General features: G+C 73.4%; 9 protein-coding genes. 3 read left to right on the top strand and 6 right to left on the bottom strand.

Features of this window, described 5'->3' with window-relative positions:
- The first annotated feature begins 12 nt into the window (after positions 1–12).
- From ACIRQH_RS31845 to ACIRQH_RS31835, 3 genes are read left to right on the top strand one after another with little or no spacing between them, the layout of a single operon-like run.
- On the top strand, positions 13–936 hold the full coding sequence (locus tag ACIRQH_RS31845) for an ABC transporter permease (RefSeq protein WP_388870072.1): 924 nt from the start codon (positions 13–15) through the stop codon (positions 934–936).
- A complete protein-coding gene (locus tag ACIRQH_RS31840; protein WP_388869712.1) occupies positions 933–1967 on the top strand; it encodes an ABC transporter ATP-binding protein in 1035 nt (344 codons plus the stop codon). Before ACIRQH_RS31845 ends, ACIRQH_RS31840 begins: the two co-directional genes overlap by 4 nt.
- Positions 1964–2971: an ABC transporter ATP-binding protein gene (locus ACIRQH_RS31835; protein ID WP_388933008.1), complete on the top strand. Its 1008-nt coding sequence runs from the start codon at positions 1964–1966 to the stop codon at positions 2969–2971. Before ACIRQH_RS31840 ends, ACIRQH_RS31835 begins: the two co-directional genes overlap by 4 nt.
- Positions 2972–3070: 99 nt before the next feature.
- Here the strand turns inward: ACIRQH_RS31835 and ACIRQH_RS31830 are convergent, their stop codons facing one another.
- From ACIRQH_RS31830 to infB, 6 genes are all read right to left on the bottom strand, one after another.
- Positions 3071–4024 carry a bifunctional riboflavin kinase/FAD synthetase gene (locus tag ACIRQH_RS31830; RefSeq protein WP_358816331.1) on the bottom strand — a complete coding sequence of 318 codons (954 nt, stop codon included), beginning with the start codon at positions 4022–4024 and terminating at the stop codon, positions 3071–3073.
- Between the two features lie 137 nt (positions 4025–4161).
- Positions 4162–7956 (bottom strand): trypsin-like peptidase domain-containing protein, encoded by a 3795-nt coding sequence (locus ACIRQH_RS31825; RefSeq protein WP_388869718.1) that lies wholly within the window; start codon positions 7954–7956, stop codon positions 4162–4164.
- A gap of 246 nt (positions 7957–8202) precedes the next feature.
- On the bottom strand, positions 8203–9108 hold the full coding sequence (gene truB, locus ACIRQH_RS31820) for a tRNA pseudouridine(55) synthase TruB (protein ID WP_388869721.1): 906 nt from the start codon (positions 9106–9108) through the stop codon (positions 8203–8205).
- Positions 9105–9554: a 30S ribosome-binding factor RbfA gene (rbfA, locus tag ACIRQH_RS31815; RefSeq protein ID WP_355868118.1), complete on the bottom strand. Its 450-nt coding sequence runs from the start codon at positions 9552–9554 to the stop codon at positions 9105–9107. Before rbfA ends, truB begins: the two co-directional genes overlap by 4 nt.
- A gap of 34 nt (positions 9555–9588) precedes the next feature.
- Positions 9589–9882, bottom strand: a complete 294-nt coding sequence (locus tag ACIRQH_RS31810; RefSeq protein ID WP_355868115.1) for a DUF503 domain-containing protein — start codon at positions 9880–9882, stop codon at positions 9589–9591.
- Between the two features lie 233 nt (positions 9883–10115).
- Positions 10116–13262, bottom strand: coding sequence for a translation initiation factor IF-2 (gene infB / locus ACIRQH_RS31805; protein ID WP_388933005.1), 3147 nt, complete (start codon positions 13260–13262; stop codon positions 10116–10118).
- Positions 13263–13288: the final 26 nt, after the last annotated feature.

Genomic DNA, 13288 nt, shown 5'->3' with positions numbered 1-13288 from the left:
CCGGACGGGCCGATGACGACCGAAGCAACCCCCGAGGCCGTTCCGGCAAGTCCCCGTACCCTCGCCCGGCAGCGCCGCCGGCACTCCGCGGCGCGCTTCTGGAAGCAGTACCGCACGCACCGGGCGGGCGTCTTCGGACTCGCCGCCCTCGCCCTGTTCGGCCTGATCGCGCTGACCGCCCCGCTGACCGTGGGCTCCGACGTGCAGAGCGTGACGAACGCGCCGGGCGACCCGTTGGAGAGCCCGAGCGCCGCGTTCCCGCTGGGCACCGACCAGTTCGGGCGGAACCTGCTGGGTCTGGTGGTGTGGGGCGCCCGTGTCTCCCTGCTGGTCGGACTGCTCGCCGCCGTGCTGTCGGTGGCGATCGGGGCACTGATCGGGATCACCGCCGGGCACTTCCGGGGCTGGTACGCGACCGTGCTGATGCGGATCACGGACTGGTTCCTGGTGATGCCGACGCTGGTCCTCGCGATCGCGCTGGCGACCGTGATGACCCGCTCCCTCGGCACGATCATCCTGGCGATCGGCGTCACCACCTGGCCCACGACGGCCCGGCTGGTGCGCGCGCAGACCCTCGCCGTGGAGTCGCGGCCGTACATCGAGCGGGCCAAGGCGCTCGGCGGCGGCCACTGGCACATCATGACCCGCCACGTCCTGCCCAACGTGATGCCGCTCGTGCTGGCCCAGACGACCCTCATCATCTCCTCGGCGATCCTCGCGGAGGCCACGCTCGCCTTCCTCGGCCTCGGCGACCCGACGGTCGTGTCGTGGGGCGGGCTGCTCCAGGACGCCCGGGAGGCGGGCGCGGTCAGCGCGGGCAAGTGGTGGTACCTGGTGCCGCCGGGCGTCGCGATCGCGGTGGTCGCGCTGGCGTTCACGCTGTGCGGCCGCGCGGTGGAATCGGTCCTCAACCCGAAACTGGGGGTGGCACGGTGAGCACGACGACCGACACGACACCGGAGGCCTCGAGGACGCCGGGCGGGCAGCGGCTCCTCGAGGTCAGGAACCTCGCCGTGACCTATCCGGGCGGCGCGGCCGCCGTGCGCGGGGTGGACCTCTCGCTCGACGCGGGCCAGAAGCTCGGCATCGCGGGCGAGTCGGGGTGCGGCAAGTCCACGCTGGCGCTGGCCCTGCTGCGGCTGCTTCCCCCGGGCACGCACACGAGCGGGGAGATCCTCCTCGGCGGCGAGGACGTGCTGACGATGAAGTGGGGCCGGGTGCGGGCGGTGCGCTGGGCGGGCGCGTCGATCGTCTTCCAGGGCGCGATGCACTCGCTGAACCCGGTGCACCGCGTCGGCGAGCAGATCGCCGAGCCGATCCTGCTGCACAGGAAGGCGACCCCGGCGGGCGCGCGGACGAGGACGGGTGAACTCCTCGAACAGGTGGGGCTGCCGGCGGCCCGCGCGGACGCCTATCCGCACGAGCTGTCCGGCGGCCAGCGCCAACGCGTCATGATCGCCATGGCGCTGGCCTGCGACCCCCAGCTGGTCATCGCCGACGAGCCGACCACGGCGCTCGACGTGATGATCCAGGCACAGATCCTCCGTCTGATCGAACAGCTCGTCAGCGAGCAGCAGGTGGGGCTCGTCATGATCAGCCACGACCTGGCCGTACTGGCCGACACGTGCGACCGGCTGGCCGTGATGTACGCGGGCCGCGTGGTCGAGGAGGGCCCCGCACGGCAGGTATACGAGAACGCCCGACACCCTTACGGCAAGGCCCTGTCGGCGGCCTTCCCGCGGATCGGCGACGCCGGGTCGCGGTTCGCGCCGCGCGGCCTGCCCGGCGATCCGCCCGACCCGTCGGCCCTGCCGTCCGGCTGCACGTTCCACCCCCGCTGTCCGGTGGCCGTGGACGCATGCGTGACGGACGACCAGGTCCTGCGCGACGCGGGAGCCGGCCATCGGGCCGCCTGCGTCCACGCGGGCACCTCCCTGGACGCCGAACCGGTCAGGAGCACGCCATGACGACGACACCCCCCGTGGCCACCGGGCCCCTGCTGAGCACGCGGGGCCTGCACGTCGCCTTCCCCGGCCGGCAGGGCGCCGACCGTGCCCGTGCCGTCGACGGCGTCGACCTCGACATCAGGCCCGGCGAGATCGTCGCCCTGGTCGGCGAGTCGGGCTGCGGCAAGACGACCCTGGCCCGCTCACTGCTCGGGCTGGTCCCGCCGACGGGCGGTGGTGTCACCTTCGACGGCCGGCCGCTGGACTACTCCTCACGCGCCCTGAAGGCGTACCGCAGACGCGTCCAGCTGGTCCTCCAGGATCCGAGCGGCTCACTCAACCCGCGCCACACCGTGTACGACGCGGTGGCCGAGGGGCTGCGCATCCACGGGTACGGGGGCGACGAGCGCGCGGCGGTCGCGGGGGCGCTGTCCCGGGCGGGTCTGCGGCCCCCCGAGCGGTTCTTCCTGCGCTACCCGCACGAGCTGTCCGGCGGCCAGCGCCAGCGTGTCGTCATCGCCGGAGCGCTCGTGCTGGAGCCCGAACTCATCGTCGCCGACGAGCCGGTGGCCTCCCTCGACGCCTCCGTCCGCGGTGAGATCCTCGCGCTGCTCCTGCGGCTGCGCGACGAACTCGGCCTGTCCGCGCTGGTGGTGACCCATGACCTGGGTCTCGCGTGGAACATCGCCGACCGGGTCGCGGTCATGTACCTCGGCCGGATCGTGGAGACCGGCCCCGTCGAGCAGGTCCTTACGGCACCTCAACATCCGTACACGCAGGCCCTGTTGTCCGTTCTTCCGGAGGCTCCGGGCGATCCGGTCGTGCTCAGCGGCGAGCCCCCGGACCCCTCCCGCATCCCGGGCGGCTGCCGCTTCCACGCCCGCTGTCAGGTCCTGGCGAGCGGGGAGGCGGAGCGGGCGGGTGTGGCGGACGCCTGCCGCGGACAGGACCTGGCGGTGCTGGACGGCGCGGGCGGGACCCAGGTGGCCTGCCACTGGGCGCGGGCGGTGCGCCCCGAGGTGTGACAGGGCGCGGCACGGCAGCCGCGAACGACGCGCGACGGACATGACGGAGCGGCCGGTGCCCACCAGGGCACCGGCCGCTCGCGTGTCGTACGGCGGGGGCTACTCGCCCTTGTACGCCTCGATCATCTCCCGCGACCGCTTCACGTCGTCCGCGATGGCCACCAGAAGTTCCTCGATGGAGTCGAACCGGGCCTGGCCACGGACGAAGGCGAGGAAGTCGACGGCGACGTGCAGGCCGTAGAGATCGAGGCCGACGCGGTCGATGGCGTACGCCTCGACGGTGCGCTCGGTGCCGTCGAACTGCGGGTTCGTGCCGACGGAGATCGCGGCCGGCATGATCTCGCCCTGCGCGTGCAGCCAGCCCGCGTAGACGCCGTCGGCGGGGATCGCGGTGTGCGGCAGGGTCTCGACGTTCGCCGTGGGGAAGCCGAGCTCGCGGCCTCGCTGGGCACCCCGGACGACCACGCCCTCGACACGGTGCGGGCGTCCGAGGATCTCGCGCGCCCCCTCGACGTCGCCCTCGGCGACCAGCCGCCGGGTGAGCGTCGAGGAGAACGGCTCACCGCCGCCGGCCGCGCCGCTCACGTACAGGTCCACGACCTCGACGTCGAAGTCGTACGTCTTGCCCTGCTCGCGCAGGAAGTCGACGTTGCCCGCGGCCTTGTGGCCGAAGCGGAAGTTGGGGCCCTCGACGACGGCCTTGGCGTGCAGCTTGTCGACGAGCACCTTCACCACGAAGTCGGCGGGCGACAGCTTCGAGAACTCGGTGGTGAACGGCAGGATGAGCAGCGCGTCCACGCCCAGTTCGGCCATCAGCTCGGCGCGGCGGTGGTGCGGGGCGAGCAGCGGCGGATGGCTGCCGGGGCGGACCACCTCGCTGGGGTGCGGGTCGAAGGTGACCACGACGGAGGGGACGCCCAGCTCGCGTGCGCGGTCCACGGCATGCCGGATGATCAGCTGGTGCCCGCGGTGCACCCCGTCGTAGGAACCGATGGTGACGACGCTGCGCCCCCAGTCCTCGGGGATGTCCTCCAAGCCACGCCAGCGCTGCACTGTGACCGCTCCTTGTCGAACCCGTGTCCGTGATTGCCTCGTTCGCAGCTCTAAGGGTGCCATGCCGGACGGGCACCGCTCGCATCGGCATCGGGCTGTGACACATCGCTCAGCGCCGGGGGCCGCTCACGGCGGGCTCAGGCCGGGACCCGTGGCCCCGCGAGGTTCTCGATCATGCGGCGGGTGCTGGGGCCCACGACGGAGGACCAGTCGTCGGGCGTGCCGTTCAGCCAGCGGGCCATCAGGGAGGCGAAGCCCGGGACGCGCCGGGCCAGGTCGACGAGTCCCCGGTCGAATCCGGTGGCACCGGCGGGGGTGCGGACGAGGAGGCGGCCGACGCGGTGCACGAGGTCGCGGGTGGGTTCCTCGCCGCGCTGGCCGAAGCCGTCGGCGGCGGCCCTCAGGACGGTGTCGAGGACGGCGGGGTCCCGTTCGTGCGCCAGCAGCAGGTCGAGCAGTTCGCGGCGCAGCACGGCGGACGCCGTGGTGTCCGGAGCGGCCAGGACCTGCGCGAGGGCTGCCCGCACCGCACCGGGACACCCCGCCAGCAGTCCGCTGACCAGGGGGAAGAGCACGAGGTGGGCGCCCGCGCCGTGGTCGAGGCGCCGCTCGACGAACGCGGCGATGTACGGGGCGGCCTCCGGGCAGGTCTCCACGGCCTCGCGGACCAGCGTGGCGACCCGGCGGGCGAGTGCCGGTGTGGTGACGTCGGCGAGGGTGCGCAGCAGCTCGGCCGTGTCCGGGCCGGGTCGCCGCAGCCGGTCACGGAAGGCGGCGAACACCGGTTCCGGGTGGGTGGCGAGGGCGGCGACGAGGGTGTCAGGCGACAGCCGCGCGTCACCGGCCGCGAAGCGCTCCAGCGCCTGCGGCAGATACGGCTCCCGGGTGCGCGGATCCCGTACGAGGATGCCGAGCGCGCCGCCGTGCAGCGTGGCGTCGGTGGGGCGGGCCAGCACGGCGAGCGCGGCGTAGCGCAGCAGCTCGCGGTCGGCTCCGGTGGCCGCGAACGGCGCGGCGCGCAGCCCGTACGCGACGGCGGCGACCCGGCGGGCCGGCCGTTCGTCGTGGGCCCACCGGTCGACCGCCCGGCACACGGCCGACGGCTCCTCCTCCGCCAGCACGGCGAGCAGTTCGTCGCCCCGCCGGTGTGCGCTGTCCACCAGCGCCTCCGCGAGGTCGTCCAGGGCCCGCCGCCGGTGCGCGTACAGCAGCGCCTGCGCGGCCGCCGCCACGGTCGCGTGCGGCATCGCGGGCAGCCCCCGCTCGTCGTCGAACCAACGGGTGAGATGCGGCTGTACGGCCGTGGGGTCCTCGGCGAGGAGGCGGGCGACGGTGTCGAGATGGCGCGGGGCGGCGTGCGGTTCGCCGGGGGGGAGCGCGCCGGCCGCCGTGCTGCGGCGGGGGTCGGTGACGACCAGGCGCCTGAGCAGGTCGAAGCGTTCGCCGGGCGGCAGCGGGACGGCGGCCCAGAACGCCGGTCCGAACGGGGCCGGTACGGCCCGGCCCTGTTCCCGCCAGGCCACGATCCGCTCGGTGAGCAGCAGCAGGACACCGGTGTACGGCGTCGCGTCGGGCACCCGGAGCAGGACGTCCGCGCAGAGGTGGGTGGCCCACCAGAGCGCGTCGCCCACAGGGTCCTGTGTCGGCGGAAGGAGTTCGTCCACCGCCTGCACGAGATCCTCCAGACGGAGGGTCAGTTCGGCGGTCCCCTGTTGACGGGCGAGCAGGAGCAGGGTCTCGACGACGGGACCGATGCGGTGGCGGGGAACGGGGAGCGCGTCCCCTGTGGATGTACGGGAGGTCTCCAGGGCCTGGTCGGCGTCCGCTGCCCGGGAGGCTCCGGCAGCCGGCGGCCGGGCACGGCGTGTGCGGCGGCGGCTCGGTCCCGTGGCGTCCACGCGCCCGCGGTCCCGGCCGGCGTCGGCGGGGGTGCGCGCCCGGTGGACGAGGGTGTGCAGCGCGCCGTCCAGGTCGAGGTGTGTGCCCTGGATCCAGTCGGCCAGCTCCTCGTGGGCGAACCGGTAGCCGTCGCCGGCGGGGACGAGGAGCCCCTCGGTGAGGACGGCGGAGGCCCAGCCCGTGGTACCGGCGAAACGCGGTCCCGGCGCGGGTCCCCAGGGGAAGACGGCTTCGAAGGACGCGCGGTCCAGTTCGCCCTGTCCTGGTCCCAGGCTGCGCCGCGCCGCCTCGTGCACCTGGCCGGAGACCCGGGCGGCGAGCCGGCGTACGGCGGTGCCGCGCAGTCCGTTCGCCGCGGCGAGCCGGACGGCGACGCGCAGGGACATCAGGTCGAGGTGGGCGGCGAACACGGCGTCGCGGTCGAGCGCCTCGCCCGGCGGGTCCGGCAGCGCGGCACGGACCTCGCAGAGCAGCCGCAGCACCAGCGGATGGCGGGCGTCGGCGGCGCCGAGGACGCCTTCGGGGATCCCGGCACGCGACCGGGCCAGCGCGGCCTCCTCCTCGGTCAGGTCCCCGAGCCGCACGCAGGGAGGCAGGGGCGGGTCCGCCTCCCGTGACGAAGGACCGCCGGGGGAGCCGGGGGCCCCGGTGGCCGGCCCGTGCAACAGCCGCGCGGGGAACTCCGCTCCGGCGTGCTCCCAGTACTCCGCGCGGCAGCCGATGACGAGGCGCGCGCCGGTCTCCGCCAGCCAGGCGGCCGTTCCCTCCGTCCAGGCCGGCAGCCGGTGGGCCGGCTCGGGCGGCATCTCCTCGGGCCCGTCGAGCAGGAGCAGCAGCGGCCGTCCGGCGGCATGCGCCAGCCGGGCCAGCCGCTCCGGCCCGATGTCGCCCAGCTCCCCCGCGTACCCGGCCGGAGGCAGCAACTCCGCCCCGGCGGGCCGGCGCGGGTCCTCGCCCGGCTGCCCTCCGGGGTTCTGCCGCGACGCCGCCACGATCCGCCCGGCGCGCTCCAGGGCGCGGGTCGCCGCGTCGCCGACCGAGCCGTCCCCGGCGAGGAGGTCGGCGCCGCGCAGCCACAGGGTGGGGGCCGGGTCCGGGCCGTGGGCGCGACGTGCGGCGAGGGCCGCCAGTTCCGTCGTACGGCCGCTGCCGGGTGGGCCGACGAGCCCGAGGACGGCGGCGGAGCCCGACGCGAAGGCCGCGAACTCCCGGACGGCGTCGACTCGTTCGACGGGGTCGGGCGCCGGTCCCGCGGACCCGGGCGGGCCCGGTGGGCGCGGTCCGTCCGAACCGACCGAGGTCGCGGTGAGTTCCAGGGCGCCGGCGAGGTTCAGATCGGCTCCGTAGGCGGGCACGGTCGCGGCGTTGCGGGCGAGCAGCTCGGCGAGCGGGCCCGCGACGCCCCGCAGCGGAACGGCGAAGCCCGGTGCCCGGTGGACGGCGGTGTCCCGCGGGTCGGTGCCGCCCTCGGTTCGCGGGAGCAGGGCGGTGCCGAGGACCGCGACCACGGTCCCGGTGGCGGCGTCGACGACCGGTCCCCCGGCCGCTCCGCCGCCCAGCCGGAGGGCGTCCGCGCCCGCCGTACCGATCGCCAACTCCAGCGCGCCTGGCAGGAGATGGAAGCGGTCGGTGGCCGTGTACGTCACGGCGGACGTCTCCAGCACCCGCGCCTCGCGCCAGGTGCCCGCCGCGATCCTCACGTACGTACCGGTCGCCACGTGGTCCCGCACGGTGACGGGGAGCGGGTCGAGACCGAGGCCCTCGGTGCGGACGAGTGCCAGACCGGCGTCGGGCAGTGGGACCACGGCGTCGGCGGTCACCACACAGGTGCGGTCACCGGCGTGCAGCACGAGCCGGACCAGGCCGTCGACAGCTTCGTGGCTGGTGACGACCGTGCCGTGGTGGTCGGCCGCGAAACCCGTGCCGCGTGGGCGGCCCGCCAGGTCGCAGACGCGCACCAGGGCGCCGTCCCACCTCTCCCGGACGGCGTCCGGGAGCTCCAGGTCCCCGGTCCGCGGGCCTCGTCCCGCCATGCTCGAACCTCCCCGCCGCGTTCCTCGTTCCGACGGTAGGCGTGGGGTGATCAGCGGGACAGATCGGGTGGTGAACGCGCCCCCTTCCACTCCTCGGTTCACTCCGAGCGCCCGCCCGAAGGGGTGAACAGGCGGGACGGGATGGATAGACCTTGGAGGGGGGAACCGAGGGGGGACCGTGGAGCGGCGGGCACGAGACCCCGTGACCGCCGCTCCACGGGCGGAGCTTCCCTGAGGCTGCGGAACTCAGCCGAAGACGGCGAGGCTCTTGGCCTTGCCCTTCTGTTCCTCGACCAGCGCGAGGAACTCGCCCTCGGGGCCGAAGACCGCCACGGCGCCCCTGCCCGCGTACTCCTCGGGCATCTCCAGGCGCACACCGTTCAGCAGCAGCTTGCCGCGCCGGGTGTCGACGTCCCAGCGCGGGAACGCCGCGGAGGCCGCGTCCGCGACCGGCATCACCGTCAGCTCCTCCTGGAGCTGGTCGAGGGTGCGCGCGGAGTCCAGCTTGTAGGGGCCGACGCGGGTGCGGCGCAGCGCGGTGAGGTGACCGCCGACGCCCAGGTCCGCGCCGAGATCACGGGCGAGCGCCCGGATGTACGTCCCGGACGAGCAGACCACCGAGACGACCAGGTCGACCACGGGGGTGCCGTCCTCGGCGACGGCGTCACGGACGTCGTACACCGCGAAGGACGAGATGGTCACCGGGCGGGCCGGGATCTCGAACTCCTCGCCCTCGCGCGCCCGCTTGTAGGAGCGCACGCCGTTGATCTTGATGGCGCTGACCTTGGACGGCACCTGCATGATGGCGCCGGTCAGCTTGGCCACCCCGGCGTCGATCGCGTCGCGCCGCACGCCGGAGGCGTCCGTCGACGACGTGAGGTCGCCCTCGGCGTCGTCGGTCAGCGTGTCCTGGCCGAGCCGGATCGTGCCGAGGTACTCCTTCTCGGTGAGCGCGAGGTGTCCGAGGAGCTTGGTGGCCTTCTCGACACCGAGGACGAGCACGCCCGTCGCCATGGGGTCGAGGGTGCCTGCGTGGCCGACCCGCCGGGTGCGCGCGATACCGCGCATCTTGGCGACCACGTCGTGCGAAGTGAAGCCCGACGGCTTGTCGACAATGACAAGTCCGTCGGGCGTCCGGGGCTTCTCCGTCATTCCGCGGCGTCGTCCTCGTCGTCCTCGCCCGGCTTCTTGTACGGGTCCGCCTCACCGGCGAACGCCGCGCCGGCCGAGACCTCGCGCACCTTCTCGTCCGAGGCCCGTGCCTTGTCGAGGAGGTCCTCTATGGTCTTGGCGGTGTCCGGCAGGGCGTCGGCGACGAACGTCAGCGTCGGCGTGAACTTCACGCCCGCCGCCGCGCCGACCGCCGAGCGGAGCACGCCCTTGGCGCTCTCCAGACCCGCGGCCGCCTCGGCGCGCATCTCGTCGTCCCCGTACACCGTGTAGAAGACGGTGGCCTCCCGGAGGTCCCCGGTGACCCGGGTGTCCGTGATGGTGACGTGAGTACCGAGCCGCGGGTCCTTGATCCCGCGCTGCAGCTTCTTGGCCACCACCTCTCGGATGAGGTCCGCCAGCCTCTTCGCCCGCGCGTTGTCGGCCACTGGTCCGTCTCCTTCTTCGCCTTGCTTGTTTTCGTCAGTCTTCGTCTGTGTGGAGTCTGCGCCGTACCGACAGCAGTTCCACCTCCGGCCGTCCCGCAACCAGTCGTTCGCACCGGTCCAGTACGTCGGAGAGATGCTGAGTGTCTCCGGAGACCACCGCCAGGCCGATCTCTGCCCTGCGATGAAGATCCTGGTTCCCCGTCTCGGCGGCACTCACCGCGTGCTTCCGCTGGAGTTCCGCGACGATCGGCCGGACGAGAGAGCGTTTCTCCTTCAGCGAGTGAACGTCGCCGAGGAGGAGATCGAAGGACAGCGTCCCCACATACATGTGTAACCGGATGTCCCGCCGGTACGGGATAGATGACCTGCCAATGCGCTTGGCAGGGACCTCTGAACCGTACAACGAACGGGTGGGGCCGATCGACGGATATTCGGCGCCCCGAAGGACGCGGACAACCGTGCGACCGGCCCCCGCCGTCCGCCCGTGGCAGCACATCGCCCGGGCAGACGGAAAACTGGCCGGCGGTGACAGGTCACCGCCGGCCAGCTCACACAACCGCTTTACGAGCGCGGCTTCTCGCGCATCTCGTACGTCGCGATGACGTCGTCGACCTTGATGTCGTTGAAGTTACCGAGGTTGATACCGCCCTCGTACCCTTCGCGGATCTCGGTGACGTCGTCCTTGAAGCGACGCAGCCCGGAGATGTTGAGGCTCTCCGCGATGACCTTGCCGTCGCGGATGAGGCGCGCCTTGGTGTTGCGCTTGACCTCGCCCGAGCGGACCAGGACACCGGCGATGTTGCCGAGCTTGGACGACTTGAAGACCTCGCGGATCTCCGCCGTGCCGAGCTCGACCTCCTCGTACTCCGGCTTGAGCATGCCCTTGAGGGCCGCCTCGATCTCCTCGATGGCCTGGTAGATCACCGAGTAGTACCGGACGTCGACGCCCTCGCGCTCCGCCATCTGCGCCGCGCGGCCCGCAGCGCGGACGTTGAAGCCGATGACGATGGCGTCGGAGCCGGTCGCCAGGTTGATGTCGGACTCGGTGACCGCACCCACACCGCGGTGCAGGACACGGATGTCGACCTCTTCGCCGACGTCGAGCTGGAGCAGCGAGGACTCGAGAGCCTCCACCGAACCGGACGCGTCGCCCTTGATGATGAGGTTGAGTTCCTGCACCAGACCGGCCTTGAGTGCCTCGTCCAGGTTCTCCAGGGAGAACCGGACACCCCGGCGGGCGAAGTTGGCGTTGCGCTCACGCGCCGCGCGCTTCTCGGCGATCTGACGCGCCGTGCGGTCCTCGTCGACAACCAGGAAGTTGTCGCCGGCACCCGGGACGTTGGTGAGGCCCAGGACCAGGACGGGGGTCGACGGACCCGCTTCCTCGACGTTGTTGCCGTTGTCATCGAGCATGGCCCGGACACGGCCGTACGCGTCGCCGACCACCATGGTGTCGCCGATGCGCAGCGTGCCGCGCTGGACCAGGACCGTCGAAACGGCACCGCGGCCGCGGTCGAGGTGGGACTCGATCGCAATACCCTGCGCGTCCTGCTCCGGGTTGGCCCGCAGGTCGAGCGAGGCGTCCGCGGTGAGGACCACGGCCTCCAGCAGGCTCTCGATGTTGAGGCCCTGCTTGGCGGAGATGTCGACGAACATCGTGTCGCCGCCGTACTCCTCGGCCACCAGACCGAACTCGGTGAGCTGACCGCGCACCTTGGTCGGGTCGGCACCCTCGACGTCGATCTTGTTGACCGCGACCACGATCGGCACGTCGGCCGCCTTGGCGTGGTTCAGCGCCTCGATCGTCTGGGGCATCACGCCGTCGTTGGCCGCCACCACGAGGATCGCGATGTCGGTCGACTTGGCACCACGGGCACGCATGGCGGTGAACGCCTCGTGACCGGGGGTGTCGATGAAGGTGATCCTGCGCTCTTCACCGTTGACCTCGGTGGCGACCTGGTACGCACCGATGTGCTGCGTGATACCGCCGGCCTCGCCCGCGACGACATTCGTCTTGCGGATGGTGTCGAGGAGGCGGGTCTTACCGTGGTCGACGTGACCCATGACGGTCACGACCGGCGGACGGACCACCAGGTCGTCCTCGTCGCCCTCGTCCTCGCCGAACTCGATGTCGAAGGACTCGAGCAGCTCGCGGTCCTCCTCCTCGGGGCTGACGATCTCGAGGACGAAGTTCATCTCGTCCGCGAGGAGCTTCAGCGTCTCGTCGGAGACGGACTGCGTGGCAGTGACCATCTCGCCGAGGTTCATCATCACGCCGACGAGCGACGCCGGGTTTGCGCCGATCTTCTCCGCGAAGTCGGTGAGGGACGCACCGCGGGACAGACGGACGGACTGTCCGTTGCCGCGAGGCAGCATCACACCGCCGACGGACGGGGCCTGCATGGCCTCGTACTCCTGGCGCCTCTGCCGCTTCGACTTGCGACCGCGACGCGCGGGACCACCGGGACGGCCGAAGGCGCCCTGTGTGCCACCACGGGCACCGGGACCACCCGGACGACCGCCGAAGCCGGGACGGCCACCGCCGCCACCGGGACGACCGGCGAAACCGCCGCCACCGCCACCGGGACCACCGGGACGACCGGCGAAGCCGCCGCCACCGCCACCGGGACCGGCCGGACGACCGGCGAAGCCGCCGCCACCCGGACGACCGCCGCCGCCACCGGCACCGCCGGGACGACCGCCGCCACCGGGACCGCGGCCACCGGGGCCACCGCCGGGACGCGGGCTACCCGCAGCAGGACGCTGCGGCATCATGCCGGGGTTCGGACGGTTGCCACCGGGGCCACCGCCGGGACGCGGAGCGCCACCCTGCGGGCGGGGCATGCCGCCCGGAGTCGGACGGGCACCGCCGGGACCGCCCTGGGGACGCGGAGCGCCACCGGGACCGCCCTGCGGACGGGGACCACGGTCCTGACCGGCACCCTGCGGGCGCGGGGCACCAGGGCCACCGGCACCGCCGCCGGGACGCGGGGCACCGCCCGGACGGGGCGCCTGCGGGCGCGCCATACCGGTGGAACCACCAGAGGTGAACGGGTTGTTGCCCGGACGGGGACCCGCCGGACGGGCGCCCGGACGCGGGGCCTGGCCGCCGGGACGCGGAGCGCCCTGACGGTCGCCGCGCTCGGGACGGTCACCACGGCCCTGACCACCCTGGCCGGGACCACCGGCAGGACGGGCGCCACCGGGACGCGCGGCCTGGCCGGCCGGACGCGGGGCGCCCGGACGGGGACCCGCGGCGGGGGTCGTCGGCTCAGACGGAGCCGAGGGAGCCTGCGGCGCGGCGGCCGGAGGCGCGGTGAACTCGGGCGCGGCCGGAGCCGGAGCCGCCGGAGCGGGCTTCGGCGCGGGCTTGGGACCCGGACGGGGACCCGACGCGGCCGGGGTCACCGGAGCAGCCTCGGGCGTCTCCGCCGCGGCCGGCTTCGGGGCCGGCGGGCGCGGGGCGGCCGGACGGGCGGCCTGCGCCGGAGAGGGGGCACCCGGCTTGGCCGGGGATGCCTTGCGCGGTGCGGGCTTGCCGCCACCGCCGCCCTGCTGGAGGGCATCTGTCAGCTTACGTACGACGGGCGCCTCGATAGTCGAGGACGCCGAACGGACGAATTCACCGAGTTCTTGGAGCTTGGCCATGACGACCTTGCTCTCTACGCCGAACTCCTTGGCGAGTTCGTATACCCGGACCTTAGCCACTTCGCTCCTTTTAGGTCCGGGTTTGC

Origin of the sequence: Streptomyces sp. NPDC102279 (genome assembly GCF_044766365.1) — a bacterium.
Lineage (GTDB): Bacteria > Actinomycetota > Actinomycetes > Streptomycetales > Streptomycetaceae > Streptomyces.
Note: the sequence above shows the minus strand (reverse complement) of the source record. Positions and strands in the feature narration are given on the sequence as shown.

What these genes read in the sequence shown, in the direction of transcription:
- ACIRQH_RS31845 (WP_388870072.1), top strand. Translation starts at nt 13, where the DNA reads ATGACGACCGAAGCAACCCCCGAGGCCGTTCCGGCAAGTCCCCGTACC.
- ACIRQH_RS31835 (WP_388933008.1), top strand. Translation starts at nt 1,964, where the DNA reads ATGACGACGACACCCCCCGTGGCCACCGGGCCCCTGCTGAGCACGCGG.
- ACIRQH_RS31825 (WP_388869718.1), bottom strand. Translation starts at nt 7,956, where the DNA reads ATGGCGGGACGAGGCCCGCGGACCGGGGACCTGGAGCTCCCGGACGCC.
- truB (WP_388869721.1), bottom strand. Translation starts at nt 9,108, where the DNA reads ATGACGGAGAAGCCCCGGACGCCCGACGGACTTGTCATTGTCGACAAG.
- ACIRQH_RS31810 (WP_355868115.1), bottom strand. Translation starts at nt 9,882, where the DNA reads ATGTATGTGGGGACGCTGTCCTTCGATCTCCTCCTCGGCGACGTTCAC.